This is a genomic window from Escherichia sp. MOD1-EC7003 (assembly GCF_002965065.1).
In the GTDB taxonomy this organism is placed as follows: Bacteria; Pseudomonadota; Gammaproteobacteria; order Enterobacterales; family Enterobacteriaceae; genus Escherichia.
This window is the reverse complement of the sequence record NZ_PTRE01000049.1, coordinates 14,761-41,566: the sequence shown is the minus strand read 5'-3', so window position 1 is coordinate 41,566 and position 26,806 is coordinate 14,761. Positions and strand designations below refer to the sequence as shown.

Below are 26,806 nucleotides of genomic sequence, written 5' to 3'. Positions count from 1 at the left end.
TTGCTATACGTTTTGCCAGAAGGCCGATAACCGTGGCCAGGTCAGTGATTCCGTTGAGGGCAGCAACAGTTGCGCCCCAGTTAAGCTCACGCCGATCCCCACCGAGCGCATACCGCTGGCGTTAATGGCGTCAATGCCCGCCTGCGCATCTTCAATGCCGATACATGCCTGCGGCGGCACGCCCAGCCCGGCACAGGCGGCGAGAAAGATTTCCGGGTCCGGTTTGGAGTTTTTAAGCTGAGATGCATTCGCGCAGAAGGTGAAAAACTCGCGCAGCTCCAGCGCCGCTAAAATCGTCGGTGCGTTCAGGGAGACAGAAGCCAGCCCTACAGGAATCTCTTGTGCACGGAGCTCTGCCAGCAAATTGCGAATACCGGGCAGCACAGCATTAACCGTCAGTTCGCGCAGTGAATGGACGTAGAGCAGATTTTTGCGATACGCCAGTTGCGCCCGCTCTTGCATGTTAAAGTCGCCCTCTTTGCCCCCGAGTTGCAGAATGCGCCGCAGGGACTCATCGCGACTGATCCCTTTTAGGGATTCGTTAAACTGCACATCAATGCTGATGCCAATTTCAGCGGCAATCTGCTGCCACGCCTGGAAATGCAGATGCGCGGTATCGGTGATTACACCATCCAGATCGAAAACTACGCCTTGCAGTTTCATTCATCCTCCTGATGTATGGTGGCGGTCCCATTAAAGGGCAAAATAAAATCCCCCAAACAGAAAACAGATTCTTCAGCCACGGATATAAGCTGACCGTTCAAACGCAATGAAACGGGCGCAGAAGTTCGAATTGCAATACGCTGCGCGTCGAGAGTGACCTGTAATTCGCAGCCCTGCCAGAACAGAGGGAAAGACAACTGTTGCCACTGCTCAGGTAACGCCGGATTCAGATGTAATTCGCCGTTACGCACACTCACCCCGGCAAAACCCTGAATCGCCCCCAGCCAGATAGCGCCAGTTGCAGCAGTGTGGATACCGTCATCACAGCTATGCGGATCAGCACCGAGATCGATTTCAGTACCCTCGCGCCAGAACTGATATCCCTGCGCCAGCAGGCCACAGCGAGCGGAAACAATGCCGTGAATTGCTTTACTTAATGACGAGTCGTGAATGGTACGCGGTTCATAAAATTGCAGATTGGCGAGACACGATGCCGCTGAGAACAGCTCCGGCAGCATGTAATTGAGCATCACCACATCGGCCTGCTTGAGGATCTGCATCTCGTTCACTTCTGCGCGTGAATAATCCAGCAGAATGGTTTGCTTTCCCGCCGCCGCTTTGTATATCGCCAGATTAACCGCCGGTTTCGCCATAAACGAATCATCCTGCGGCAAAACGCCATCGGGCTGAATTTCTGGCAGCCACAACTCTTTGAGAAACATTTCGGCACGATGAATAAATGCGTCGTCGCTACAGCCAAACTGACGAGCAATGTTCAGCGCCTGCTTGACGTTGTAATACGCCATATAGCTGGTGAAGGCGTTATTATTGACATGTTCGGTATATTCGTCTGGTCCAATAACATTATGAATTTCCAGATGATCGCTAACCCTTACCGCGCGACTAATCCAGAACTTTGCGGTATCCAGAAGTAGCGCCATGCCTTCGTGAGCGATGAAACTTTCATCCCCCGTGACCTGCCAGTATTGAATAACCGCCCAGGCGATATCGGCCACCAGATGATGTTCTGCCTGAGCCGAGGCCACTTTCTGGCGCAGTCCGGTGCGGATGTTAATGGCGGCAAATTCCGGCGTCTCTTCTTCGCCGCTGCGCGCGCTTTCCCACGGAAATAGCGCGCCCTGCCAGCCGTTGCGTCGCGCTTTCTCCTGCGCGCCTGGCAAGTTGTGCCAGCGATAACGCAGTAAACTTCTGGCAATCGTCGGTTCGCTAAACAGATGGAACGGTAGCAAAAATACTTCTGTATCCCAGAAAACGTGGCCTTTGTAGCCTTCGCCGGTTAAACCTTTTGCCGCAATACTGCTGCGCTCGTCGTGGGCAGGCGTCATGATGCGCAGATGATAAAGCGCATAATCTAACGCTTGCTGATCGTGCGCATCGCCGCCGTTTACCGTGATACGACGTTTCTGCCACCATTGACGCCAGTTTTCTGTCGATTCTGTAAGAAGTTGGTCGTAACTCTGCTGTGCACACATTTCAAGCTGACGAAGCGACGCACTGCCCCACTCGTCTAAAGCGGCTTGTCGGTCGTCCCGCCAGTCGATCCACACCAGCTTTTGCAGCGTCAGCGTCTTACCCGCGGGCAGTTGTGCACTGGTATGTTGCAGCAATCGGCGCTCTTTGGCCGTATAGCAATGCTGAACGTCACCGCTCACCTGGCAGCGACAGCTGATTGCCACATCACTGCGTCCATCCTGAGTGGTATAGATCCCCTGCATCAAATGCTGACCAAACACTCGCACCTGGGTTTCGTCGAGATGTTGTCGTCCGTGGTTGGTTTGCGTGGCGTCAATACCCGTTGAGATCAACACTGACGCGTCAGCGTCCAGCGGAGTAATAGTGATTTCCAGTGCAACCAGCGGCAGTTGGTCTGCCGAAACAAAGCGACGGCTGGCGATGGTGTAACGCGCGCCACTGCTGGTACACCAGACAACGTTGCGGCGTAATTCGCCACTGGCAAAGTCAAGCTCACGCTGCCACGTTTCGCGGGATAGCGCAAAAAGTTCACCATTCAAGGTAATCTCCATCCCCACGACATCAGGCAGGTTCACCAGTTCGTTGATTTCACCCTTACCCGCTCGATGATACAGTCCCGCCAGATACATGCCGCGCGTCTGGCGCGTGTAATCTTCTTCATGGCTGGCGCGAAGCCCAAGATAGCCGTTCCCCTGCGCCATCAGCGAAGCATACTTGTTCAGGGTATGCTGGCTGAAATGGGGTTCCGTTAACGTTACTGGCCTGGTCATAATTCCACACGCGTCCCTGTTTCTGCGGATTGATACAACGCCGCCACCAGTTGCTGGATGATGTATCCCTGCTCGGCGTCGGCAATCATCACAGGTTTGCCCTGTACATGATGAATAAAGGCTTCCATGCTGCGCAGATGGCGGTTGTCATCTGCCGTTTCCCGTTGCATCAATGTCATTAATTCACCGTTGTTATCGGTATAAATATGCGCCGGAAACAGCGTCGCCCCCGCTTTATCGCCACAAAAGCTGACGTTCATAATCGACTGTTCGCGGATGTTGAGTGCAAATGACGTTTCCAGCCACAGAATGCCGCCGTTTAGAAATTCAATGGTGCCAAACAGCGAATCTTCGACGCTGTAGGTTGCTGGGTTCCACTCACCAAACTGACCACAATTCTTTTGCGTGCCGATTTTTTGAAAACTGTGCGCAGTCACGCTTTTCACCGCCGGAAAGCCCAGCACATACATCGCCGTATCCAGCATATGAATGCCGATATCGATAAGCGGACCGCCGCCTTGCAGTTCTTTATTGGTAAAGACGCCCCAACCGGGAACGCCACAGCGACGCAGTGCGCGGGCGGTGGTGACGTAGATTTCCCCCAGTACGCCATTCGTCACCTGTTCACGCAGTTGTTGCGTATCGAGCGCAAACCGGTGATGGAAGTCGTAGGCCAGGACCTTGCCCTGTTTGCGCGCGGTATCACACATTTCCCGCGCCTGTTCGGGGGTCATGGCGGGCGGTTTTTCGCACATGACATGGCAACCCGCTTCCAGCGCCATCAGGGTATGCTCATAGTGAAAACGGTTAGGTGAGCAAACGCTAACCACATCAGGTTTCACCGCCAGCAGCATAGCCTGCGGATCGTCCCATACCGATGCATTCCCGTATTTTTCTGCCAGCGCCTGCGCCTGGGAAAGGCGGCTGTCACAGACAGCCACCAGTTCCAGATCGTTGCGTGTGCAGTAGTACGAAGCATGAACCTTATCCGCCACCTGGCCTGCGCCTATTATCGCGACACGCAGCGGAGAGCTTGTCATTGCACTTTTCACAAAGACCTCTTAGCAGGTACGCAACCAGGCCAAAGAATCACGGTACGCCTGAGCAGGATTTTCTGCCCGGATACGCCCTTCATACACCACATAACCCTGATAGTTATCGGCACGCAGCTGTTCAAACAGCGCGTGGAAATCGAGGGTGCCGCTGCCAGGTTGATAGCGATGGTTATCAGCAATATGCACATGACCGAGCAGGTCGCGGTTGTCATGCAGCGCCTGCGCCAGGTTATCTTCTTCGATGTTCATGTGATAGAAATCGCCGATAATCTGCACATGTTTAAGATTGTTTTCGACGATGTAACGGCGAGCATCGGCGAGCGTGTTGATCATGTGGTCCTGATAACGGTTTAACGGTTCGAGATACACCACAGTTCCAGTACGCGCGGCCACCTGTTCCAGAAAACGCAGGGAATCGCTCACTGCTTTGCGGTCGCCGTCCAGGCTGCGCGGTGCAGTCATCGGCGGTAAGCGGAAAGTAAACATGCCCCATGCAGCCGGAACGACGATACCTTTACCGCCCACTTCTGCCAGCTCTTCGAGAATGCGCTCGATCTGCTTTAAACCATTAAGACGACGCTCTTCGATAAAGTCGCCAATCCAGCCATCATAGCCACCGCAGGCGGTGGTCACGGGTAAACCGGTTTCTTTAATCGCCGCTTTGACATCTTCGAGATTGTTCACCAGTAGTTTGCCGTCAATCTCAAAACCATCAAAACCCATCTCTTTGATATAACGAAATTTATCCAGAATATTTTCCGGGAAGAACGCCTGATTCTGTGTGCCTATTTTCATTTTTCCAATCCTTAGAATTAAAACGTGACGCCCATTTTGATGCTCTGTTCCGGATGCTTATCGACATACTGCATGTAGCTTTCCGGGCTGTTGGCAAAAGTAACCACCGGATCAATTAAATCTTCGCAGTTGAGGTAGCCGTTCATCAGCAGTTCCCAACAGGTTTCTTCGATACGCTTGCGGCTCCAACGCGGATAATCCGGGTTCGGTTCGCTGCACGCGCGAGAGAAAACAATTTTTGCGTTATTGAAATGCGCTTCGCGTCCGAGGTTAAAACCTTCGGCAAACGGTTTAGCAAACGCGACATAAGAGATAGTGCCGCCATAAGCCAGACCGCGCAGCGCCGATTGCAGCGCGTCGGCATAGCCGCTGGTTTCGATAATCACATCGGCACCCTGCTTGCCGGTCAGCGTTTTGATCTCTTTGCCTACGTCAGTGGCAATGGGGTTAAGGCAGAAATCCGCGCCGTGGCGACGGGCAATTTCACAGCGATAGGCTATAGGGTCGACGCCAATCACCACCGAAGCGCCAGCGCGTTTTGCCAGTTGAATGGCAATTTGACCAATTGCGCCAAGCCCTACCACCACCACAAAATCCCCCACGCGCACGTTGGCATCACGCACACCGCTCATGGCAAACTGCGCCGGGTCGTAACAGACGGCGTTTTTCCAGGAGCTGCCTTGCGGCATTTTGCGCAGCTTGTAGTTATTCACTGCGTTAATGATGACCGTCTCGGAGAGCGGACCGTAGCCGCATACGCTGTCGCCCACCCCGTAGTCAGTAACGTCGCTGCCACATTCGATAATGTCGCCAACTACCATGTTGCCAAGCTGAAACTTACCGAACTCAATCCCGCGCGGCGCATCTGCCGGGCGTGGAGTAAACATCTGCCATTCACCGTTAAAATCTTCATCAATAAACGGGCTGGCGGCGCGGAAATCGACCACTTCCGTCCCGTGCTTGGGTGCACCGAAACGCACACGGATCTTCACTTCATTGGCTAAAATCGCCCGTTCTTCATACTCAACCAGCGCTGCAACGCGCGGTGCTGTGGCTACTAACTTTTTCATTTAAAACTCCTTGTCAAAAAACTGGCCGCTTTAGCCCTTCACGCCACCGGCGGTCAAACCACTCTTAATAAAACGTTCCGAAAGCGCATACATAATCACTACCGGTAATGCAGTCACCAGCGAGGCGGCCATCATTCGTCCCCAGATATAATCGGGCGTACTGAAGAGTGCGTTCAGGCCCACCGGTAAGGTGAAATTGCTGGCGCTGGAGAGGAAAATCGACGCAAACAGATAGTCGTTCCACGCCACCATAAAGCAGTAGACGAACACGGATATCAGCCCGGACATCGCCAGCGGCACGGTAATACGGAAAATGATTTGCAGGCGATTGAGGCCATCCATCATCGCCGCCTCTTCAATCTCATCAGGGATGGTGTCGAAATAGCTTTTCAGCATAAATACGGCGGTGGGCAGCGTTTGCGTCACCATGGTGATGATCAGCGCCATCTCGGTGTCGTAAATGCCAAGCGCGGTGATGATTTTGAACAGCGGCACCACCAGCAAAATGCCGGAGAACATGTACACCGTGTAAAAGCTGGCGTTGATGGTCATTCGCCCTTTAAAGCGCAGGCGGGAAAGCGCATAAGCCCCGAGGATGCCGAGAAATACCGCCACCACGGATGAAACCACCGACACCACCATGCTGTTACGGAAGTAGTCGATAAAGGGGAAAATCACCGGATTAAAAATGTCGACGTAATGCTCCAGCGTCCACTGCTGCGGCAGCAGCGTAGGATGCAGCGAGATCGCCTCTTTCGCGCTCTTGAACGAGGTCATCAGCATCACAAAAAACGGAAACAGCGTGATGATGAGAAACAGCGCCAGCCCGCAGTAAAAACCGATGCGACTGAGTGTGCGTTTATTTGTTGCCATTGAGGTTCACCCGTTTCCTGGTCAGCAGAATGACAGCGAAAATAATGATGAAGAGCACCACCGAGATCGCCGCCGCTTTCCCTAAGTCATTAAAGGCAAAGGCGGTTTTGTAGAGATAGACACCGAGAATATCGACCTTGGTCGTCAGCAGATAAACATCAGCGAACATGTAAAACATCTAGATCGTGCGCAGGGTCACCACCGTCGCCAGGACCGGCATAATTGCGGGCAGCGTGACGATGCGAAACCGCTGCCAGGCATTAGCGCCATCCATCTCTGCCGCTTCGTACAGCGATTTGTCGATGGTCTGCAAAATCGCCAGAAACGAGATAAAGGCATACGGGAAGTAGCGCCAGATGGCGAACAGCACCACCAGCACAAAACTACTGCCCGGATTATCGAACCACAGCGGCGCCTGCTCATAGAGATGCAGAAGATCGACGCCGAGGTAGTTCACAATGCCGTAGCCGTTGTTGAACATGTATTTCCAGGCGAACACCAGCGAAATAGACGGCGTTACGTAGGAGAGGATCACCAGCGAACGCGCGGTTTTGCGCAACCGGAATTCGCGGTTGAAAAACATCGCCACTGCCAACCCAAGAACGGTGCTGCCCGCCACCACCAGCGCGGTATACCAGGCCGTCATCCACAGCGAGTGCCAGAAGCCGGGATCGGAGAGGATACGCACGTAGTTACTCACCCCAACAAACGTTGACTCGATGTTGGGATTGAGCGGCAGACGTAAAAAACTGATTTCGATATTCGACACCATTGGCCACGCCACCAGACCGCCCAGCAGTAATAAACTGGGCGCGAGAAGCAGCAGCGCAAAGGGCATATCGGAACGACCTGAAAAAAGCCTGTTCATTGCGGATTCCTGTCCTGGGTTTAGTGCTGTTCGACCAGCTCATCCAGCTTTTTCTGGCTCGTTTGCAGCGTGGAGGCGAGATCGGCTTTACCCACGGTGACGTTATGCACCATCGAACTCACTACGCCAGAACCAGTGACATCGCCCATGCGGGTAAAGTTTTTATCCCCTACTGCGCCAAAGACCTGAATATTCGGCAGCTCGCTGATTAATTGATTCGGCAATTCACCCAGCGCCTTAATAACGTCGTTGTCTTTCCAGGTGGCGGTAGTGACAACCGCTTTGTTCACCGGCAGCGCCGCGCCTGGCGACATCATCACCCAGTCGGCAATGTTGTCTGCCTGTTCCATAAAGGTGACAAATTTTTCAGCCGCGTCTGTCTCTTCGCTCTTCTGTCCAGCGGTAATGGTGAGCGAAGTCAACATGCCGTAGACCGCGGAATTTTTCTCGGTTGGCACCACGAAACCAACATTTTTCGGGTCACCCTCTTTAATCACCGCCGGAAGGATATACGTGGAGTAAATCGCCATCGGCGCAGTGCCATTCATAAAGGCATCTTTCACTTCCATGATGTCGTTGGAACCCGGCATTGTGTTGGCGGCGAGGTCGCGGTAATAGGTCAACGCCTGCATCATCTCTGGCGTATCAAGGGTGATTTTGCCTTCGGCGTTAAAGACGTTGGCCTGGTTAGATAATGCAAACTGGGAAAAAGATTGTTCCGTCAACACGCTTTCTGCTGTAGGTAGTGCAATACCGTATTTTTTATTCGCCGGATCGTTCAGTTTTTGCGCAGTTTCTAGCAGCTGTTGCCAGTTTTTCGGCTCCTCAAGCCCCGCTTTTTCCAGCACATCTTTGCGATACCAGATGCCACCAATCCAGGCGCTGACAGGAACACCGGTCCATGCGCTACCATCTTCTGTACGCACGATACGCAGTACGCCATCGTAAAACGCGCCTTCACCGACGTTGCTGATGACCGAGGCAACCGCTTTGCGATCGATAAGCTGCTCTTTGTCCATAACTTTGGCGTAGTCATGGCTGGTTTCGATCACTTCTGGCAGCGAGCCGCTACGTGAAAGGGTAATGACTTTAGTGTTATAGGCATCTTCTTCCACTGGCACTTGTTTTACGGTGATACCTGGGTTTTCTTTTTCAAAACGGGCAATCAATTTACTAATAACTGCCTGACGCTCCTGCTCCACCGAAGAATGCATAAATTCGATCGACACATGGGTTTTATTTTCTTCTTTACAGCCTGAAATCAGGGCGCAGGAAACCAGTGCTGATAACAGCACGATTTTTGATTTAATCATGAGATGTTCCTTTTTATTTAATCCACATAACCTGCCAGGGGCGCAGCGTTATTTCATTACCCAATATATCAACTTCACTAATCAGATCCTGACCATACAGATCAGTAATATTTAAATACTGAATATTTTCACTGACATTAAACAATCCTGTCAGACAATTACCATCCCCATTGCTTCTTTGAATACGCATTACGGATGAATTAACAATATCGATGGTAAAATCATTATCCGGATGAAACTCGTTATGACTGCGACGAAGTGTAATTAAACGCGACAGCTCATGATATACCGCATGCCTTAATGTATCTTCATCGTTCAGTTCTCGGGTTATCTCTTCACTGTGATATTTTTTACGGTTAATCGCACGGTTATATCCGAGTTTTTCGACACCGGCATAATCATTACGCGACCCCAGAATGCTTTGAATATATATCGCTGGCACACCGGGGAAGCTTAACAAAATCGCATGGGCAAGGATAAACCTGGCGCAACGTTCTTCATCGCTACACTCGCGACGGCTTAACGCATCCATATAAGTGACATTCATTTCATACGGACTACGCGTACCGTCGGGATTATTTTTCCAGTTAACTAATGCCCCTTCCTGCTGTAATGCCTCGACCAGCGCTAATATTTCGCTTTCTGGTAACAAGCCATGCAGTGGGTTCAGCCCGATGCCATCGTGAGAGGCGAGAAAGTTAAACCAGGTCGTTTTACTGGAGGGCGAGCTCAGACTTTGCGCCCACTGGCACAGCGCCTCGACGTTCTGTTTTTGCACCGCATGTAGCACCAGCGGTGGCAGCGAGAACTGATACACCATATGCGCTTCATCATCGCCGTTGCCAAAGTAAGCAATATTGTCTTTATGCGGAACATTAGTCTCGGTAATAATCACTGTACCTGGCGCGACGTCATCAATAATCGCCCGTAACAGTTTGATAATCAAATGTGTTTTTTCCAGATGGATGCAGCTTGTTCCCGGCTCTTTCCACATAAAGCCAACAGCATCCAGACGGACATACTCAGCACCTTTCTCAAGGTAACACAGTAAAACATCTACCATCGCCAGCAACACTTCAGGGCTACGGTAATTAAGATCAATTTGATCGTCGCTAAACGTCGTCCATAAATGGCGCGTTGTATTATCGCTCATCTTGAATGGCGTTAATAACGGTAACGCACGCGGGCGAGTAACGGCACTGAGATCGGTTTGCGGGTCAACGGCAATAAAGAAATCTTCAAAACCAGGCTGCTGTTGTAAATAGTTTTTAAACCATTCACTTTTTGCCGACATATGGTTGCAGACAAAATCAAACATCAAATGGCTGCATTCACCGAGTTGTTGAATATCTTGCCACTCCCCTGCTTCACTGGCGACCTGATGATAATCAATTACCGAAAATCCATCATCAGATGACCATGGATAAAATGGTAATAAATGAACATGCGAAAAAATGCCTTGCAGCCATTGATGGTAAAATTGATTAAATGTTGGTAGTGGTTTTAAATCATTACAGTGAAATTGATCGGCATAAGTAATTAACACGACATCACTTTCATCCCAGTGTTTTTTACGTCGCTGTGTAATTAATCGTTTTGCACTCTCAAGACGCGTTGCAAGTTTCTGCAAATGAGTCGCGATAAATGTTCCACCGTAGATCTCGTCCAGGTAGTCCGTAATTTTCTGTTTCATGTTGCCTTTCCGTGGTAGCGATCCCATGAAACGAGAGACTACTCCGCAGAAAATAAACTGTCAATTGAGCACAAGGGTTTTAGTCACGCAGGAAATCATTTTTTACCAGGGAAAAAGCGTATTTGTGAGCTGACGCAAATAATCTATGGGGATGTTAATAAGGTGTGACAGAAAAGAAAATAGTGCATAAGTGACAGAGACTGATGACAAACGTGAGATTGCCTGATGCGCTACGCTTATCAGGCCTACCAGAAATTGTAATATATTGAATTTTAGTAATATTATAGGCCGGATAAGGCATTTACGCCGCATCCGGCATGAACAAGGTGCACTTTGTCAGCAATTTGCAGCATCGAAGCGCCGCTCATGGTAAATTCTTTTAACCTTTGACCTTCGGCATGGCGATGTCTTTCAGGCCACCAGCATTCTCAACGTGGGTATATCCCATCTTGCTCAGGATCTCTTTTGCCTGCCCTGACTGGCGTCCGACATTGCAATACACTTTCACGGTGTCGTTTTTATCCGGAACGGCGGTGGCAATGCGCTCTTTCACTTCCTTCAGGGGAATATTGATAGCCCCCTGAACGTGCTCTTGCTGATACTGCTCTGGAACACGAACATCGATCCAGTGTTCTGCGGCGAAAACGGGCAGTGAAAACACCAGTGTCAGCGCAAGTAAGCCTTTTTTAAACATGTAAACGTCCTTATATGGATGAAAATTGCCGCCCATGATACGCCTGAAATTTAACAATTTTTGCGAAACGCCCCTCACCTTTTATAGCGCTGCGCCAGTTTATTGGCAGCCCGACTTAACAGCGGTTCCAGCGCCACAGCCAGCAACATTTTCAGCGGTCGGCGAGCAACTGATTTTATCGCCCAACCCGCCACACCTGCCGGGCCGTAGCGCAGTGCGGTAAGAAGTACCAGCTTGCCTGCTAATTTGAAACCAGGCTTCACCTTTTGCCCGGCCTGTTGCCAGCGAATATTCATAACTTTCCTCACAATTGACGGAAACGGCTACGCAGCGTGAAAGTGTCGGAAGTGACATAGCGTTCCATCTCGCGTAAACGCGTTTCACTTGCCGCCAGTTCACGGTCGACTTCATCCAGCAATTCGCTGCTGGAAGGTTGCTGCTCACCAAAGGCCATGTTGTCCGGCATTGGATCAAGCGCAAATGACAAAATGATGTAAGCAACCAGGGTAAACAGCGCCAGGCCGAAGAAAATCGACAGCACCACCAGGATACGCACCAGTTTTACCGGTACATCAAAATAGTGAGCAATCCCCGCGCAGACGCCGCGGACCATACCCTGTTGTGGAATACGCCATAATTTTTTATTGAGATTAATGCCTGCCATTAGCGATCCCTCCAGTTCGGATGTTCTGCATCAAGAATGGATTCCAGCGCCTGAATACGCTCGCGCATCCGTTTTGCTTCATCAGCCAGTTGTGCTAATCGCTGCTGCTCACTTTGCGACAATTCACTGCGACCGGAACGATTGCTGTAATGCAGCCATAACCAGATCGGTAAAACAAACAGCACAAAAATGGTTAACGGAATAGCCAGAAATAGCGCGCTCATAAGTACTCCTTAGACGATGAGCGGCGGCGCGTTCGGACGCCGCCTGGATGTTATTATTGATTGTCTTGCTTCATTTTGGCTTTTAATTGTGCCAGTTGCTCGCTGATTGCATCATCGGCTTTAAGTTCGGCAAACTGATCGTCCAGCGATTTTTGTTTACCGAAGCTGTGGCTTTCTGCTTCCGCTTCCATCTGGTCAATACGACGTTCGAAAGATTCGAAACGAGCCATTGCTTCATCCAGTTTGCCACTGTCCAGCTGACGACGCACATCGCGCGACGAGTTAGCCGCCTGATGGCGTAACATTAATGCCTGCTGGCGAGCGCGTGTTTCGCTCAATTTGTTTTCCAGCTCGCCGATCTCTTTCTTCATGCGTGCCAGCGTATCGTCCACCAGCGTCACTTCGTGTTCCAGGCTCTTAATCAGATCGGTCAGCTTCTGTTTTTCAATTAACGCCGCACGCGCCAGATCCTCTCTCTCTTTCAGCAGCGCCAGTTCAGCTTTTTCCTGCCATTCAACTTCACGAGCCGATGCTTGTTCAATACGGCGAGTCAGCTGTTTCTTTTCTGCCAGCGCACGCGCCGAAGTAGAACGTACTTCAACCAATGTATCTTCCATCTCCTGGATCATCAGACGCACCAGTTTCTGTGGATCTTCCGCTTTCTCTAACAGAGCGTTGATGTTGGCATTCACGATGTCGGCAAAGCGAGAAAAAATACCCATAATGTTGTCCTCTTTATTTCTGCGTTCAGGATTGTCCTGCTGAGCTGTTAATACAATTTGCGTGCCAATTTTTTATCTTTTTGATTTATAAAGATCTGATTGAAGAATCAACAGCAACATGCCAGGATGAATTAGCGAATTACACTAACAAGTGGTGAATTTCATCATGGCAGAATACAAAGATAACTTACTCGGTGAGGCGAACAGCTTTCTCGAAGTGCTGGAACAGGTTTCGCATCTCGCACCTCTGGACAAACCGGTGCTCATCATCGGCGAACGCGGCACAGGTAAAGAGCTGATCGCCAGCCGTCTGCATTATCTCTCTTCTCGTTGGCAAGGGCCGTTTATTTCCCTTAACTGCGCGGCGTTAAATGAAAATCTGCTGGATTCCGAACTGTTTGGTCACGAAGCTGGCGCGTTTACTGGTGCGCAAAAACGTCATCCAGGACGTTTTGAACGTGCCGACGGCGGTACGCTATTTCTTGATGAACTTGCTACGGCACCGATGATGGTGCAGGAAAAATTATTGCGCGTGATTGAGTACGGTGAACTGGAGCGCGTTGGCGGCAGCCAGCCATTGCAGGTGAATGTCCGGCTGGTATGCGCTACTAATGCAGATCTTCCGGCGATGGTCAATGAAGGTACTTTTCGCGCTGACCTGCTCGACCGGCTGGCTTTTGATGTTGTGCAACTGCCACCACTGCGCGAGCGCGAAAGCGACATTATGTTGATGGCAGAACACTTTGCCATCCAGATGTGTCGGGAAATCAAGCTGCCTCTGTTCCCGGGTTTTACCGAACGCGCCAGAGAAACGTTGCTGAATTATCGCTGGCCGGGAAATATTCGTGAATTGAAAAACGTGGTGGAACGTTCAGTGTATCGCCACGGCACCAGCGATTATCCGCTTGATGACATCATTATTGATCCCTTTAAACGGCGTCCACCTAAAGAAGCCATCGCCGTTTCAGAAACCACCTCGCTTCCGACGCTGCCGCTGGATTTACGTGAGTTTCAGATGCAACAGGAAAAAGAGTTGCTGCAACTCAGTTTGCAACAGGGGAAATATAACCAGAAACGCGCAGCTGAATTGCTGGGGTTAACCTATCATCAGTTCCGCGCATTACTAAAAAAGCACCAGATTTAGTTGGGCATGGCCGTAAATAGATAAAAAGATGTATGACCCGGATCACGAGTGCTATCATTCGCCCTTATGCTTAGCGCATTAACCCCAGGGGCAAATAATGAACCACGATATCCCGCTAAAATATTTTGATATTGCCGATGAGTACGCGACCGAATGCGCAGAGCCTGTCGCAGACGCGGAACGCACACCGCTGGCCCACTACTTCCAGTTACTGCTCACCCGTTTGATGAACAATGAAGAGATCAGCGAAGAAGCACAACATGAAATGGCTGCTGAAGCGCGGATTAATCCCGTACGCATTGATGAGATCGCAGAGTTTTTGAATCAATGGGGTAATGAGTAACCATTTATTGAAGCCTGCTTTGGCTGGTTTCTTACAAACGCCGCACTGTACGTTCTGTGAGTTATAGTTATAAAGAAATCACGGGGTGAATGTTGAACTGATGGAGACGCCACCTGTTCAACGACCAACCACACGGCCCTCATTACGACCCCTGAACACAAACGGTAATGGCAAATGTCATTAGATATTAGTAAGATAGCCTCTTTACATAAAATCCCTTAATATTATGCGCCAGGTACTATCGTCTCTTTTGGTGATTGCTGGACTTGTGAGTGGTCAGGCAATCGCCGCGCCTGAATCCCCTCCGCATGCTGATATCCGCAACAGCGGTTTTGTCTATTGCGTCAGCGGGCAAGTCAACACCTTTAACCCATCCAAAGCGAGCAGTGGGTTAATTGTCGATACCCTTGCCGCTCAGTTTTATGATCGACTACTGGATGTTGATCCCTATACTTATCGCCTGATGCCGGAACTTGCCGAAAGCTGGGAAGTACTCGACAACGGCGCGACCTATCGCTTCCACCTGCGTCGCGATGTTCCGTTTCAAAAAACCGACTGGTTTATTCCCTCTCGTAAAATGAATGCCGACGATGTGGTGTTTACTTTCCAGCGAATTTTTGACCGCAACAACCCGTGGCATAACGTCAACGGTAGCAACTTCCCCTACTTCGACAGTCTGCAATTTGCCGATAACGTTAAAAGCGTCCGCAAACTGGATAATCATACTGTTGAGTTCCGTCTGGCTCAGCCAGATGCTTCTTTTTTGTGGCACCTGGCGACCCATTATGCATCGGTCATGTCGGCAGAATATGCCCAGAAGTTAGAGAAAGAAGATCGCCAGGAGCAACTCGACCGTCAGCCGGTCGGCACCGGTCCGTATCAGTTGTCGGAATACCGCACCGGGCAATTTATTCGCCTACAACGTCATGATGACTTCTGGCGCGGTAAACCATTAATGCCGCAGGTGGTGGTGGATTTAGGCTCCGGCGGTACTGGACGCCTGTCGAAACTCCTGACTGGGGAGTGCGACGTTCTGGCCTGGCCGGCTGCCAGCCAGTTATCCATTTTGCGTGACGACCCACGCTTGCGTTTAACACTGCGTCCTGGAATGAACGTCGCCTATCTGGCATTTAACACCGCCAAACCGCCGCTTAATAACCCTGCCGTGCGCCATGCGCTGGCACTGGCGATCAATAACCAACGCCTGATGCAATCCATCTATTATGGTACGGCTGAAACGGCGGCCTCTATTTTACCACGCGCCTCGTGGGCCTATGACAACGAGGCTAAAATTACTGAATACAATCCGGCGAAATCGCGCGAACAGTTGAAGTCGTTGGGGCTGGAAAACTTAACGCTGAAACTGTGGGTGCCCACACGTTCGCAGGCGTGGAACCCCAGTCCGCTGAAAACCGCCGAACTGATTCAGGCAGATATGGCACAGGTTGGCGTAAAAGTGGTGATTGTGCCGATAGAAGGTCGTTTTCAGGAGGCGCGGTTGATGGATATGAGCCATGATCTGACGTTATCGGGGTGGGCAACGGACAGTAATGACCCGGACAGTTTCTTCCGTCCGTTACTGAGCTGCGCAGCAATTCATTCGCAGACTAACCTCGCCCACTGGTGCGATCCGAAATTCGACAGCGTGTTGCGTAGGGCACTCTCCTCGCAGCAGCTGGCGGCTCGTATTGAAGCCTATGACGAAGCGCAAAGTATCCTGGCGCAGGAATTACCTATTCTGCCGCTGGCGTCGTCATTGCGCTTGCAGGCCTATCGGTACGATATCAAAGGGCTGGTTCTTAGCCCGTTTGGTAATGCCTCCTTTGCTGGGGTGTATCGCGAGAAACAGGATGAGGTGAAAAAACCATGATTATCTTCACCTTACGCCGCATTTTGTTATTGATTGTCACTTTGTTCCTGCTGACCTTCGTTGGCTTCAGCTTGAGCTATTTCACCCCACATGCGCCGTTACAAGGTGCTTCACTGTGGAATGCCTGGGTGTTCTGGTTTAACGGTCTGATCCACTGGGATTTTGGTGTTTCCAGCATTAACGGTCAACCGATTGCTGAACAGTTAAAAGAGGTCTTCCCGGCGACAATAGAACTGTGCATCCTCGCCTTCGGTTTTGCGCTGATTGTTGGGATACCCGTGGGCATGATTGCCGGGATTACGCGTCATAAGTGGCAGGATAACTTGATCAACGCCATCGCCTTACTGGGGTTTTCAATCCCGGTGTTCTGGCTGGCGCTTCTGTTGACGCTGTTTTGTTCACTCACGCTAGGTTGGCTACCCGTTTCAGGGCGTTTCGATCTGCTCTACGAAGTGAAACAGATTACCGGTTTTGCGTTGATTGATGCCTGGCTTTCGGACTCACCATGGCGGGATGAAATGATCATTAGCGCAATTCGCCATATGGTATTGCCCGTGATCACCCTGTCGGTTGCGCCAACAACTGAAGTGATCCGACTAATGCGTATCAGCACTATCGAAGTGTATGACCAGAACTATGTGAAAGCGGCGGCGACCCGCGGTTTGTCGCGTTTTACTATTTTGCGTCGCCACGTTTTGCATAACGCGTTACCTCCGGTTATTCCTCGCCTGGGCTTACAGTTTTCCACCATGTTGACGCTGGCGATGATCACCGAAATGGTTTTTAGCTGGCCGGGTTTAGGGCGCTGGTTAATAAACGCCATCCGCCAGCAGGATTACGCGGCCATTTCCGCTGGCGTGATGGTGTGTGGATCACTGGTCATTATTGTTAACGTGATTTCTGATATTTTGGGTGCCATGGCTAACCCTCTGAAACATAAGGAATGGTATGCCTTACGATAGCGTATACAGCGAAAAGCGCCCGCCGGGCACGCTGCGTACCGCCTGGCGCAAATTTTATAGTGACGCCTCTGCGATGATCGGCCTGTACGGCTGCGCTGGGCTGGCTGTATTGTGTATTTTTGGCGGCTGGTTTACGCCTTACGGCATCGATCAGCAATTTCTCGGTTATCAATTATTACCGCCGTCATGGTCGCGCTATGGCGAAGTGTCTTTCTTCCTGGGGACTGACGACCTCGGACGCGATGTTTTAAGCCGTTTACTGAGCGGAGCTGCGCCAACCGTGGGTGGTGCGTTTGTAGTGACGCTTGCCGCGACGATCTGTGGCCTGGTACTGGGCACCTTCGCCGGGGCGACGCACGGCCTACGCTCAGCGGTGCTTAATCATATTCTGGATACCTTACTGGCGATCCCTTCCCTGCTGCTGGCAATTATCGTTGTAGCGTTTGCCGGACCGAGTTTGTCGCACGCCATGTTTGCCGTCTGGTTGGCGCTACTGCCGCGTATGGTACGTTCGATTTACAGCATGGTGCACGATGAACTGGAAAAAGAGTACGTTATCGCCGCCCGTCTGGATGGCGCATCAACGCTGAATATTCTCTGGTTTGCTGTGATGCCTAACATCACCGCCGGGCTAGTCACCGAAATCACCCGCGCACTGTCGATGGCAATTCTCGATATCGCCGCGCTGGGCTTTCTCGATCTCGGCGCACAACTCCCCTCGCCTGAATGGGGAGCGATGCTCGGTGATGCGCTTGAACTGATTTATGTCGCCCCGTGGACTGTCATGCTGCCAGGTGCGGCAATTATGATTAGCGTGCTGTTGGTTAACCTCCTTGGCGACGGTGTCCGTCGTGCAATTATTGCGGGGGTGGAATAATGCCATTACTCGATATTCGTAACCTGACCATTGAATTTAAAACCGGTGATGAGTGGGTTAAAGCCGTCGACCGCGTAAGTATGACCTTAACCGAAGGTGAGATCCGCGGTCTTGTTGGCGAATCCGGTTCCGGCAAAAGTTTGATTGCGAAAGCGATTTGTGGGGTGAATAAAGATAACTGGCGTGTTACTGCTGACCGTATGCGTTTTGATGATATCGATTTGCTACGTCTCTCCGCACGCGAACGGCGCAAGCTGGTTGGTCACAACGTGTCGATGATTTTCCAGGAACCGCAGTCGTGTCTTGACCCTTCGGAACGTGTGGGTCGTCAGTTGATGCAAAATATCCCTGCCTGGACCTATAAAGGCCGTTGGTGGCAGCGTTTTGGTTGGCGCAAACGTCGCGCCATTGAACTACTGCATCGCGTGGGGATTAAAGATCACAAAGATGCGATGCGCAGTTTTCCGTATGAGCTAACCGATGGTGAATGCCAGAAAGTGATGATAGCCATTGCACTGGCGAATCAACCGCGTCTGCTGATTGCTGACGAACCGACAAACTCAATGGAGCCAACCACCCAGGCGCAAATTTTTCGCCTGCTGACGCGTCTCAACCAAAACAGCAATACCACTATTTTGCTTATCAGCCATGACTTACAAATGCTTAGCCAATGGGCAGATAAAATTAACGTGCTTTACTGCGGTCAAACGGTGGAAACTGCGCCGAGTAAGGAGTTGGTGACGATGCCACATCATCCTTATACCCAGGCGCTGATCCGCGCGATACCAGACTTCGGCAGCGCGATGCCGCATAAAAGTCGACTCAATACGCTACCCGGTGCCATCCCACTGCTGGAACAGTTACCGATTGGGTGCCGTCTGGGACCACGTTGCCCGTATGCACAACGAGAATGCATTGTGACGCCACGTTTGACGGGGGCGAAAAATCATCTCTATGCCTGCCATTTCCCACTGAACATGGAGAAAGAGTGAGATGATCGAAACGCTGCTTGAAGTGCGTAATTTAAGTAAAACGTTCCGCTACCGGACCGGCTGGTTTCGTCGTCAGACCGTAGAGGCGGTAAAGCCCTTGAGTTTTACGCTACGTGAAGGTCAGACACTAGCGATTATTGGCGAGAATGGTTCGGGTAAATCCACGCTGGCCAAAATGCTGGCGGGAATGATAGAACCTACCAGCGGCGAGTTATTGATTGACGATCATCCACTGCATTTTGGCGATTATTCCTTCCGTAGTCAGCGTATTCGCATGATTTTTCAGGATCCCTCGACCTCGTTGAATCCCCGGCAACGTATCTCGCAAATTCTGGATTTTCCACTGCGCCTGAACACTGATCTGGAACCTGAGCAGCGTCGGAAACAGATTATTGAAACGATGCGTATGGTTGGGCTGCTACCGGATCACGTCAGTTACTATCCGCACATGTTGGCCCCCGGGCAAAAACAGCGTCTGGGGCTTGCACGTGCGCTGATATTGCGCCCCAAAGTGATTATTGCCGATGAAGCCCTCGCCTCACTGGATATGTCGATGCGTTCGCAGTTGATTAATCTGATGCTGGAGTTACAGGAAAAACAGGGCATTTCGTATATTTATGTCACCCAGCATATCGGAATGATGAAACACATCAGCGATCAGGTGCTGGTGATGCATCAGGGTGAAGTGGTTGAACGCGGCAGCACTGCCGATGTGCTCGCCTCTCCGCTACACGACCTCACCAAACGACTGATTGCCGGTCATTTTGGCGAAGCATTGACGGCAGATGCGTGGCGTAAAGATCGTTAGTGTTCTGTACCTCATCCTGACAGAGGAAACCGCCGTCAGGATGAGGCATTCATTAGTTTTGTTTGTCGATTCTGGTGAGCGCAGCCAGGAATGCCAGCGTATAACACACCGTAATTGCCAGGCTCATTTTTAACAGCGTTTCCCCACCCAATCCCGACAATGGCGCGGCTATACCGCCGAAGACAAACATGCTCATCCCCATCAACGCAGACGCCGTTCCAGATTCCTGCGTTCCTACTGCACTCATAGCCTCTGCCCCGCCAACAGTGCCGATGCCGCTACAAAATGCGATGGTGAAAAATAAAGCCACCAGTGCCGAAATGGGCAATTGTAACCATGCGCATAAGACTGTGAGCAATGCGCACAAAATTGCTCCTATCAGGCCACCTCGCAACAATGTCATCGCATCAATACGCCGAGCCAGTCGAGAGAAAATCCACGAGGCGATAATAAGCCCGATGCCGTTAAGGCCAAACACCAGGCTAAATTGCATTGGACTAAAGCCAAATTCTTTCTGCAACACGAAAGACGAAGAGCCAATATACGCAAACAAGCCTGCCAACATAAAACTTTGAATCAGGCAAAAGCGCATAAAACGACGATTCTGTAACACACTTCGTCCGGTTAATAGCAATGAAGATCCCCTTTTATTTTCTGGCAAGGTCTCATTGATAAATAGCAGGCAGCTCAGCAACAGTACGGTGCTAATTTCTGCCATCACCCAGAATAAAGTGCGCCAGTCAAAAGTGCTGACAATGTACCCCCCCAACACTGGCGACAACACCGGTGCAAGGCCATTCACCGTCATTAACAGCGCAAAGAACTGGGTCAACGTTACACCCTGATATTTATCACGAGCAATAGAACGAGAGAGCACCGAACCACCTGCACCCGCGATCCCCTGAATAAAACGCCAGACCACCAGCCAGTAAATATTGTTCGTTGTCGCGCACAAAATGGAGGAAACAATAAACAATAGCAACGACAAGATTAACGGACGTTTACGCCCTATTTTGTCGCTCAGAGGGCCAAATAACAGTTGCCCGACGCCAAGACCGATCAGTGATGCGGTCAGCGTTAATTGCGTTATGGTCGTGGTTGCCACCAGTTGCTCTGACATCTCCGGCAAAGCCGGTAAATAAAGATCGGTACACATCGGGCCGATACCGGCTAAAAGACCAAGAATCAATGCCCATGAAAGAGAGACTCTAGCCATACTATTCCTTACTTGAGTGATGACATGCCGCCGCCCAGCGACTGCCAGAGCGTGATTCGGTTTGTAAAATCTGTCAGTTGCAGTGCCAGCAACTCCTGCTGTGCGCTCCACAAGCTGCGCTGTGCCGTCAACACGGTCAGGTAATCACCGATACCAGCCTGATAGCGACGCAGGCCAACATCGACCGTTTGTTGTTCAGCTTTAACATACTGACGTTGTGCATCCAGTTGTTCTTCAAGCGTGGCCCGCCGCGCCAGCGCGTTCGAGACATCTTTAAACGCGCTCTGAACGGTTTTTTCATAGGTAGCCATGAGCCCGCGCTTTTGTGCTTCTGCGTAACGAAGCTGCGCCAGATTACTACCGCCGGTGAACAGCGGTAATGTTACCGATGGTGCAAATGACCAGACCTGCATTCCGTGGCTGAACAGCGATGACAATGCGTCACTGCCAACCCCGGCACTCGCAGTCAGCGAAATCGTCGGGAAAAAGTTAGCCCTCGCCGCGCCAATATCGGCATTGGCGCTCTTCAGATTATGTTCCGCTTCCTGGATATCCGGACGACGCAGCAGAACGTCAGATGACATTCCCGCAGGAACCAGGCTTATCATCTGTTCCGGCAGGCTTTCCAGTGTTCCCGGTAGCAGATTTTCCGTAAGCGTTGTACCTGCCAGTAAGTTCAGCGCATTTTTATCCTGCATCACTTGTGTCTGATAGCTGGCAACGCTGGCGCGCGCGTGCTGATAAACACTCATCGCCTCGCTGACATCTGTCGCTGCAGCCGTGCCAACCTGTTGCTGGCGCTGGATAATTTTCAATGAGTTCTCTGCACTGACCATCGTTTCTTTTGCCAGGGCCAGGTTGCTGTTATCAGCCGCCAGAGTCAGCCAGGCAGTGCTGATTTCGGCAATCAGCGTTAAGCGAGTGTTCTGTGCTGTAAATTCACTGGCAAGCCAAGTTTCCCGCGCCGCCCGTGACAAACTCTGATTACGACCAAACAGATCTACCGTAAAACTGGACACCGTGCCGTCAGCCTCGGCAGTGGTCCCCGAGCCATTCGCCAGCGAACGACTGCGGGTCGAGCTTAAGGCCGCATTCACCGTCGGGAATAACGACGCATTGGTTTGGCCATATAGCGCCCGTGCTGAGTCAATATCAGCTATCGCTTTTTGCACATCGCGGTTACTGTTCAGTGCAATGGTCACCACCTGCTGCAATCGGGGATCGTAGATCACCTGCTGCCAGTCATGGCTTATAGCCTTCCCCTGGCCCTGTGCTCCCGGCAAGGTCGCCGGGATTGGAGATTCAGGCGTGCTGTAGTGGGGATCGAGCGAGACACACCCCGCACTCAACAGCACCAGAAAAATAAGAGAACGACGCAACATAACTCACTCCTGATAGCGCGGTTTACCGGCAAACAAACGTTTCACCAGTACAAAAAACAGAGGAACGAAGAAAATGGCCAGTAATGTAGCGGTCAGCGTGCCGCCAATAATGCCCGTACCAATGGCGATGCGGCTGTTCGCACCTGCGCCGGTTGCCATCGCCAGTGGCATTACCCCCGCAATAAACGCCAGCGAAGTCATGATGATTGGGCGTAAACGAGTCTGCGCCGCGCGTAATGCCGCCCGACTCAGGGAATAGCCCTCAGCAACCGCAGCTTCAGCAAATTCCACAATCAGAATGGCGTTTTTCGACGACAACCCGATAGTGGTTAATAGCGCCACCTGGAAGTAAACATCGTTGTTTAAGTCACGCATCCATGCCGCCAGCGCCGCGCCAAGAAGCCCCAGAGGGATCACCAGAATGACCGAGAACGGCACTGACCAGCTTTCGTACAGTGCAGCAAGGCAGAGGAAAACGACCAGAATAGAGACCGCGTACAAACTCAATGCCTGACCGCTGGCCAGTTTCTCCTGCAATGACAAACCACTCCAGGCCCAGGTTGTTCCTTGTGGAAGACTGTTTGCCAGCGCCTCCATTTTTGTCATCGCGTCGCCAGAACTAAACCCGTTCGCATTTTCCCCCTGGATTTCATAGGCCGCGGAGCCGTTGTAACGCACCAGTCTTTCCGGTCCATACAGCCAGCGGGTGGTCGCAAAAGCAGAGAACGGTGTCATGGCATTATCGCTACCGCGCACAAACCATTTACCTAAGTCTGACGGCTCGGAACGAAATTCACTGTCGCCCTGAATGTAGACTTTTTTCACACGACCACGATCAATAAAGTCATTCACATAAGTACCGCCCCACGCACTGGACAGGGTGTCGGTGACATCATTCAAATTCAACCCTAATGACACCGCTTTATTACTATCAATATCCACCTGCAATTGCGGCATTTGTGGCAAATCATTGGCGCGTACAGAATGTAATTCCGGACTTTGATGGGCTTTTTCTATCAACAGATTGCGCATTTGCAATAGTGTTTCACGATCGGTTCCACCGTTAGCTAACAATTCAAACGTAAAACCATTGCTTTGCCCCAGCCCATCAACTGCGGGTGGCGTCATTGCAAAAACAGTAGCGTCACGAATTGTGCCCAGCTCTTTGGTTGCCCGTAAGGCGATAGCCTGGGCGGTATTTTCTCCCCCTTTCCGTTGTGACCAGTTTTTCAACGAGACAAAAGCCATCCCGGTGTTCTGTCCACTGCCGCTAAAACTAAAACCATCAACGGTAAAGATGACATCGGTATTTGCTTTCTCGTTAACCAGGAACCAGTCAACAATCTGGCGATTCACTTCTGCTGTACGGGCAGCGGTTGCCCCGGCGGGCAGTGTGTACTGCACCATGATTTCGCCCTGATCTTCTGTAGGTAAGAAACTACCAGGCAGTTTCCACATCATCAGGGCCATTCCACCACTCAGCACAACATAAACGCCCATCGTTTGGGCCGTACGGCGCAGGACATAAAGCACACGTCGCTGATATCTATCTTCAGTACGGCGATAAAAGCGGTTAAATGCGCCGAAAAATCCCTTTTTATGCGGTGGAACATGCTGTAGGACGGAACCACACAGCGCGGGTGTCAAGGTCAATGCCACCACCACAGAAAGCAACATTGCGGAGATGATGGTTATGGAGAACTGCCGATAAATGACACCGGTAGAGCCGCCAAAGAAGGCCATTGGCAGAAATACGGCAGACAGTACCAGAGCAATAGCAACCAGAGCGCCAGAAATTTCACCCATTGATTTTTCCGTTGCTTCACGCGCAGGCAGCCCTTCGTCGCGCATAATACGCTCGACGTTTTCTACTACCACAATGGCATCGTCCACCAGCAGGCCGATCGCCAGTACCATCGCAAACAATGTCAGGGTATTTATGGAATAACCGAATAATGCGAGAACACCGAATGTCCCCAGCAAAACAACGGGAACAGCTAACGCCGGGATCAGCGTTGCACGCAGATTTTGCAGGAATAAATACATCACGCAAACCACCAGAACGATGGCTTCAAACAGCGTCTGAATTACGTCCTCTACAGAGATTTTAATAAATTCCGTGCTGTCTTTCGGATATGCGATGTCGTATCCCTGCGGCATGTTCCGCTGGAATTCGGCAATCTTATCCTTAACCAGCGTCGCCGTATTCAGCGCATTCGCACCGGGCGAAAGCATTACAGCAACCCCGGCAGACGGGTGACCGTTAAGTTTGCCGATCGCGGTATAATCTTCACTGCCCATCTCAACGCGAGCCACATCTTTTATGCGAACAACAGCGCCGTCTGACTGGCTTTTCACGATAATATTTTTGAACTGCTCCACAGTCTGCAAACGAGACTGCGCCCGTACCGTTGCGGTCAGTTGCTGCGTATTCGACGAGGGCAAAGCTCCTATTTTCCCGGCTGTAACCTGAATGTTTTGCGCTTCAATAGCATTCTGCACGTCTGAAGGCATCAGCGCGTAAGAGGCCAGTTTGGCCGGGTCAAGCCAGATGCGCATAGCGTATTCCGCGCCAAAGACTTGCAGACTCCCCACACCTTCAACACGCGCCAGCGGATCCTGAACGTTACTGACCAGCCAGTCGGCGATATCCGAACTGGAGGCTTTATCTGTGGTGTCATATACGGCAGCAATCAGCAAAAAGTTGCTTTGCGATTTTTCCACTGTGACACCCGTTTGCTGCACTTCACTTGGTAAGCGCGACTCTGCCTGCTGGATTTTATTCTGCACCTGAACCTGCGCAGTGTCGGGATCGGTGCCTTGTTCAAAGGTCACATTAATACTGACCGAACCATCAGAGCTACTGGTTGAGCTGAAATAGAGTAAATTATCAAGCCCGGTGAGTTGTTGCTCGATAACCTGAGTCACGCTGTTCTCCAGCGTTTCGGCAGAAGCACCAGTATAAGTGGCTGAAATTTTAATGGTCGGCGGTGCAACGTCAGGATATTGCGCGACGGGTAATGTGCGAATGGCCAGAATACCCGCCAACATAATCAAAATGGCGATAACCCAGGCAAAGACCGGCCTGCGAACAAAAAAGCGTGAAAACATCAGGCGTTGCCTCCATTAGCCTGAACTTCAACAGCCTTGACGGTCTGCCCTGAAGTTACTTTGGCAGAACCTTCAACAATCAGTCGGTCGCCGTTGTGCAGGCCGTTCAGCACCAGCCATTTATCACCATACGTTTCTCCCATTTCGAGCGTTCGCTGCTCTACTTTATTGTCTTTATTCACCACCAGCGCAGTCGCATTGCCTTTAGCATCCCGCGTGACGCCCTGTTGAGGCGCGAGAATAGCGTCTTCCATCACGCCTTCATCGACACGAGCGCGAACAAACATGCCTGGTAATAACTGTTGTTGTGGATTAGGGAAAATCGCCCGTAATGTCACCGAACCGGTAGACGCATCCACAGCCACTTCGGTGAGTGCCAGACGCCCTTTTTCGCTGTAGGTTGTGCCATCTTCCAGAATAAGTGAGACGCTCATGGTGTCACTGTTGGTCGCCAGTGACTGTTTACGCAGACGTAATAAATCGACACTGGAGCGAGTGAGGTCGACATACATTGTCTCCAGACCACGAATAGTCGTTAACGCCGTATCCTGCGACGCGGTCACCAGTGCGCCAGGGGTTACCGACGAAATGCCAATACGCCCCGAAATCGGTGCGGTTACCGTGGTCCAGTCAAGATTAATGCGCGCAGTTTCCAGTGCGGCTTTTTTCGCCTCTACACTGGCTTTATCTTGTGCACAGGTAGACTGAGCATCATCAGCATCCTGTTGTGAAACACCGTTCTCTTTCACCAGTCGGGCATAGCGCAGTGCTTTCTGGCAATCGGCTTTGACCAGAGCCTGTGCCTGTTGTAATGCAGCTCGGGCTTCGTTCCATGCCGCCCGATAACTGGCCGCATCAATCTGGTAGAGCGGCTGTCCGGTCTTGACCAGATCGCCTTCCTTAAACAAGCGTTTCTGGATAATTCCCCCAACCTGCGGACGTACTTCAGCACTGAGTGCAGCACTGGTGCGCCCGGTTAATTCACTGACTATCGAAACCGGCTGAGATTTGAGCGTAATAACGCCCACCTCGGTTTCCGACGGGGATGAATTGTTATTTTGTGTATTATCACAACCAGATAAAATCAGCATTGCCACTACAGATGTTGCTATATACTTCATTATTTCTCCAGGGTGAGCAATACCCGCCTCATTAGAATGAATGAGGATGTGTCAGGGATATTAAGATATAACGAACCCGCAT

24 protein-coding genes and 1 pseudogene are annotated in these 26,806 nt (G+C 51.1%); 7 read left to right on the top strand and 18 right to left on the bottom strand.

What is annotated here, in order from left to right; genetic code table 11:
• Positions 1 to 3: 3 nt before the first annotated feature.
• The 14 genes and pseudogenes from pgmB to pspA form a co-directional block, all read right to left on the bottom strand.
• Positions 4 to 663, bottom strand: coding sequence for a beta-phosphoglucomutase (gene pgmB, locus A7090_RS09545; protein ID WP_105273845.1), 660 nt, complete (start codon positions 661 to 663; stop codon positions 4 to 6).
• Positions 660 to 2,927, bottom strand: a complete 2,268-nt coding sequence (gene ycjT / locus A7090_RS09540; protein WP_105273844.1) for a kojibiose phosphorylase — start codon at positions 2,925 to 2,927, stop codon at positions 660 to 662. The genes pgmB and ycjT overlap by 4 nt, the downstream gene beginning before the upstream one ends.
• Positions 2,924 to 3,979: a Gfo/Idh/MocA family protein gene (locus tag A7090_RS09535; protein ID WP_105273843.1), complete on the bottom strand. Its 1,056-nt coding sequence runs from the start codon at positions 3,977 to 3,979 to the stop codon at positions 2,924 to 2,926. Before A7090_RS09535 ends, ycjT begins: the two co-directional genes overlap by 4 nt.
• Before the next feature lie 9 nt (positions 3,980 to 3,988).
• The gene (locus A7090_RS09530; protein ID WP_105273842.1) at positions 3,989 to 4,777 is read right to left on the bottom strand and encodes a sugar phosphate isomerase/epimerase family protein; all 789 of its coding nucleotides are present in this window, start codon (positions 4,775 to 4,777) and stop codon (positions 3,989 to 3,991) included.
• Between the two features lie 17 nt (positions 4,778 to 4,794).
• Complete coding sequence (locus tag A7090_RS09525; RefSeq protein WP_105273841.1) at positions 4,795 to 5,847, bottom strand: zinc-dependent alcohol dehydrogenase; 1,053 nt, start codon at positions 5,845 to 5,847, stop codon at positions 4,795 to 4,797.
• Between the two features lie 30 nt (positions 5,848 to 5,877).
• Complete coding sequence (locus A7090_RS09520) at positions 5,878 to 6,720, bottom strand: carbohydrate ABC transporter permease (protein WP_000224669.1); 843 nt, start codon at positions 6,718 to 6,720, stop codon at positions 5,878 to 5,880.
• Positions 6,707 to 7,588 (bottom strand): annotated as a pseudogene (locus A7090_RS09515) (carbohydrate ABC transporter permease). The gene A7090_RS09520 and the pseudogene A7090_RS09515 overlap by 14 nt, the downstream one beginning before the upstream one ends.
• Before the next feature lie 20 nt (positions 7,589 to 7,608).
• Entirely contained in the window at positions 7,609 to 8,901 is a 1,293-nt protein-coding gene (locus A7090_RS09510; RefSeq protein ID WP_105273840.1) for an ABC transporter substrate-binding protein, read from the bottom strand.
• A gap of 13 nt (positions 8,902 to 8,914) precedes the next feature.
• The gene (locus tag A7090_RS09505; protein WP_105273839.1) at positions 8,915 to 10,594 is read right to left on the bottom strand and encodes a sugar phosphorylase; all 1,680 of its coding nucleotides are present in this window, start codon (positions 10,592 to 10,594) and stop codon (positions 8,915 to 8,917) included.
• A 379-nt stretch (positions 10,595 to 10,973) separates the two neighbouring features.
• Complete coding sequence (pspE, locus tag A7090_RS09500; protein ID WP_105273869.1) at positions 10,974 to 11,288, bottom strand: thiosulfate sulfurtransferase PspE; 315 nt, start codon at positions 11,286 to 11,288, stop codon at positions 10,974 to 10,976.
• A 74-nt stretch (positions 11,289 to 11,362) separates the two neighbouring features.
• Positions 11,363 to 11,584 (bottom strand): phage shock protein PspD, encoded by a 222-nt coding sequence (gene pspD, locus A7090_RS09495; protein ID WP_001469239.1) that lies wholly within the window; start codon positions 11,582 to 11,584, stop codon positions 11,363 to 11,365.
• Positions 11,585 to 11,592: 8 nt separating this feature from the next.
• Positions 11,593 to 11,952 carry an envelope stress response membrane protein PspC gene (pspC, locus tag A7090_RS09490; protein ID WP_105273838.1) on the bottom strand — a complete coding sequence of 120 codons (360 nt, stop codon included), beginning with the start codon at positions 11,950 to 11,952 and terminating at the stop codon, positions 11,593 to 11,595.
• Positions 11,952 to 12,176 carry an envelope stress response membrane protein PspB gene (pspB, locus tag A7090_RS09485; protein WP_001274963.1) on the bottom strand — a complete coding sequence of 75 codons (225 nt, stop codon included), beginning with the start codon at positions 12,174 to 12,176 and terminating at the stop codon, positions 11,952 to 11,954. The genes pspC and pspB overlap by 1 nt, the downstream gene beginning before the upstream one ends.
• Before the next feature lie 53 nt (positions 12,177 to 12,229).
• Complete coding sequence (pspA, locus tag A7090_RS09480; RefSeq protein WP_000511025.1) at positions 12,230 to 12,898, bottom strand: phage shock protein PspA; 669 nt, start codon at positions 12,896 to 12,898, stop codon at positions 12,230 to 12,232.
• Positions 12,899 to 13,064: 166 nt separating this feature from the next.
• Between pspA and pspF the strand changes: the two genes are divergently transcribed.
• The 7 genes from pspF to sapF all read left to right on the top strand — a co-directional run bounded on the left by pspF (position 13,065) and on the right by sapF (position 19,894).
• Positions 13,065 to 14,042 carry a phage shock protein operon transcriptional activator gene (gene pspF / locus A7090_RS09475; RefSeq protein ID WP_105273868.1) on the top strand — a complete coding sequence of 326 codons (978 nt, stop codon included), beginning with the start codon at positions 13,065 to 13,067 and terminating at the stop codon, positions 14,040 to 14,042.
• Positions 14,043 to 14,139: 97 nt separating this feature from the next.
• Positions 14,140 to 14,385, top strand: a complete 246-nt coding sequence (locus tag A7090_RS09470) for a YmjA family protein (RefSeq protein WP_105273837.1) — start codon at positions 14,140 to 14,142, stop codon at positions 14,383 to 14,385.
• Positions 14,386 to 14,611: 226 nt separating this feature from the next.
• The gene (gene sapA, locus A7090_RS09465) at positions 14,612 to 16,255 is read left to right on the top strand and encodes an ABC transporter substrate-binding protein SapA (protein WP_105273836.1); all 1,644 of its coding nucleotides are present in this window, start codon (positions 14,612 to 14,614) and stop codon (positions 16,253 to 16,255) included.
• Positions 16,252 to 17,217, top strand: a complete 966-nt coding sequence (sapB, locus tag A7090_RS09460; RefSeq protein ID WP_105273835.1) for a putrescine export ABC transporter permease SapB — start codon at positions 16,252 to 16,254, stop codon at positions 17,215 to 17,217. Before sapA ends, sapB begins: the two co-directional genes overlap by 4 nt.
• Positions 17,204 to 18,094 (top strand): putrescine export ABC transporter permease SapC, encoded by an 891-nt coding sequence (gene sapC / locus A7090_RS09455; protein WP_105273834.1) that lies wholly within the window; start codon positions 17,204 to 17,206, stop codon positions 18,092 to 18,094. The genes sapB and sapC overlap by 14 nt, the downstream gene beginning before the upstream one ends.
• Positions 18,094 to 19,086, top strand: coding sequence for a peptide ABC transporter ATP-binding protein SapD (gene sapD / locus A7090_RS09450; RefSeq protein ID WP_105273833.1), 993 nt, complete (start codon positions 18,094 to 18,096; stop codon positions 19,084 to 19,086). Before sapC ends, sapD begins: the two co-directional genes overlap by 1 nt.
• A gap of 1 nt (position 19,087) precedes the next feature.
• A complete protein-coding gene (gene sapF, locus A7090_RS09445) occupies positions 19,088 to 19,894 on the top strand; it encodes a peptide ABC transporter ATP-binding protein SapF (RefSeq protein WP_000573406.1) in 807 nt (268 codons plus the stop codon).
• Between the two features lie 52 nt (positions 19,895 to 19,946).
• Here the strand turns inward: sapF and A7090_RS09440 are convergent, their stop codons facing one another.
• From A7090_RS09440 to A7090_RS09425, 4 genes are read right to left on the bottom strand one after another with little or no spacing between them, the layout of a single operon-like run.
• Entirely contained in the window at positions 19,947 to 21,110 is a 1,164-nt protein-coding gene (locus A7090_RS09440) for a multidrug effflux MFS transporter (protein WP_105273832.1), read from the bottom strand.
• 8 nt (positions 21,111 to 21,118) lie between these two features.
• On the bottom strand, positions 21,119 to 22,492 hold the full coding sequence (locus A7090_RS09435) for an efflux transporter outer membrane subunit (RefSeq protein WP_105273831.1): 1,374 nt from the start codon (positions 22,490 to 22,492) through the stop codon (positions 21,119 to 21,121).
• Between the two features lie 3 nt (positions 22,493 to 22,495).
• Positions 22,496 to 25,603 (bottom strand): efflux RND transporter permease subunit, encoded by a 3,108-nt coding sequence (locus A7090_RS09430; RefSeq protein WP_198599578.1) that lies wholly within the window; start codon positions 25,601 to 25,603, stop codon positions 22,496 to 22,498.
• Entirely contained in the window at positions 25,603 to 26,724 is a 1,122-nt protein-coding gene (locus A7090_RS09425) for an efflux RND transporter periplasmic adaptor subunit (RefSeq protein ID WP_105273830.1), read from the bottom strand. The genes A7090_RS09430 and A7090_RS09425 overlap by 1 nt, the downstream gene beginning before the upstream one ends.
• Positions 26,725 to 26,806 lie beyond the last annotated feature (82 nt).

Excerpts from the sequence above, each read along its gene's own strand:
- pgmB (WP_105273845.1), bottom strand. The coding sequence starts at position 663 with ATGAAACTGCAAGGCGTAGTTTTCGATCTGGATGGTGTAATCACCGAT.
- ycjT (WP_105273844.1), bottom strand. The coding sequence starts at position 2,927 with ATGACCAGGCCAGTAACGTTAACGGAACCCCATTTCAGCCAGCATACC.
- A7090_RS09530 (WP_105273842.1), bottom strand. The coding sequence starts at position 4,777 with ATGAAAATAGGCACACAGAATCAGGCGTTCTTCCCGGAAAATATTCTG.
- A7090_RS09525 (WP_105273841.1), bottom strand. The coding sequence starts at position 5,847 with ATGAAAAAGTTAGTAGCCACAGCACCGCGCGTTGCAGCGCTGGTTGAG.
- A7090_RS09520 (WP_000224669.1), bottom strand. The coding sequence starts at position 6,720 with ATGGCAACAAATAAACGCACACTCAGTCGCATCGGTTTTTACTGCGGG.
- A7090_RS09510 (WP_105273840.1), bottom strand. The coding sequence starts at position 8,901 with ATGATTAAATCAAAAATCGTGCTGTTATCAGCACTGGTTTCCTGCGCC.
- A7090_RS09505 (WP_105273839.1), bottom strand. The coding sequence starts at position 10,594 with ATGAAACAGAAAATTACGGACTACCTGGACGAGATCTACGGTGGAACA.
- pspE (WP_105273869.1), bottom strand. The coding sequence starts at position 11,288 with ATGTTTAAAAAAGGCTTACTTGCGCTGACACTGGTGTTTTCACTGCCC.
- pspD (WP_001469239.1), bottom strand. The coding sequence starts at position 11,584 with ATGAATATTCGCTGGCAACAGGCCGGGCAAAAGGTGAAGCCTGGTTTC.
- pspC (WP_105273838.1), bottom strand. The coding sequence starts at position 11,952 with ATGGCAGGCATTAATCTCAATAAAAAATTATGGCGTATTCCACAACAG.
- pspB (WP_001274963.1), bottom strand. The coding sequence starts at position 12,176 with ATGAGCGCGCTATTTCTGGCTATTCCGTTAACCATTTTTGTGCTGTTT.
- pspA (WP_000511025.1), bottom strand. The coding sequence starts at position 12,898 with ATGGGTATTTTTTCTCGCTTTGCCGACATCGTGAATGCCAACATCAAC.
- pspF (WP_105273868.1), top strand. The coding sequence starts at position 13,065 with ATGGCAGAATACAAAGATAACTTACTCGGTGAGGCGAACAGCTTTCTC.
- A7090_RS09470 (WP_105273837.1), top strand. The coding sequence starts at position 14,140 with ATGAACCACGATATCCCGCTAAAATATTTTGATATTGCCGATGAGTAC.
- sapA (WP_105273836.1), top strand. The coding sequence starts at position 14,612 with ATGCGCCAGGTACTATCGTCTCTTTTGGTGATTGCTGGACTTGTGAGT.
- sapB (WP_105273835.1), top strand. The coding sequence starts at position 16,252 with ATGATTATCTTCACCTTACGCCGCATTTTGTTATTGATTGTCACTTTG.
- sapC (WP_105273834.1), top strand. The coding sequence starts at position 17,204 with ATGCCTTACGATAGCGTATACAGCGAAAAGCGCCCGCCGGGCACGCTG.
- sapD (WP_105273833.1), top strand. The coding sequence starts at position 18,094 with ATGCCATTACTCGATATTCGTAACCTGACCATTGAATTTAAAACCGGT.
- sapF (WP_000573406.1), top strand. The coding sequence starts at position 19,088 with ATGATCGAAACGCTGCTTGAAGTGCGTAATTTAAGTAAAACGTTCCGC.
- A7090_RS09440 (WP_105273832.1), bottom strand. The coding sequence starts at position 21,110 with ATGGCTAGAGTCTCTCTTTCATGGGCATTGATTCTTGGTCTTTTAGCC.
- A7090_RS09435 (WP_105273831.1), bottom strand. The coding sequence starts at position 22,492 with ATGTTGCGTCGTTCTCTTATTTTTCTGGTGCTGTTGAGTGCGGGGTGT.
- A7090_RS09430 (WP_198599578.1), bottom strand. The coding sequence starts at position 25,603 with ATGTTTTCACGCTTTTTTGTTCGCAGGCCGGTCTTTGCCTGGGTTATC.
- A7090_RS09425 (WP_105273830.1), bottom strand. The coding sequence starts at position 26,724 with ATGAAGTATATAGCAACATCTGTAGTGGCAATGCTGATTTTATCTGGT.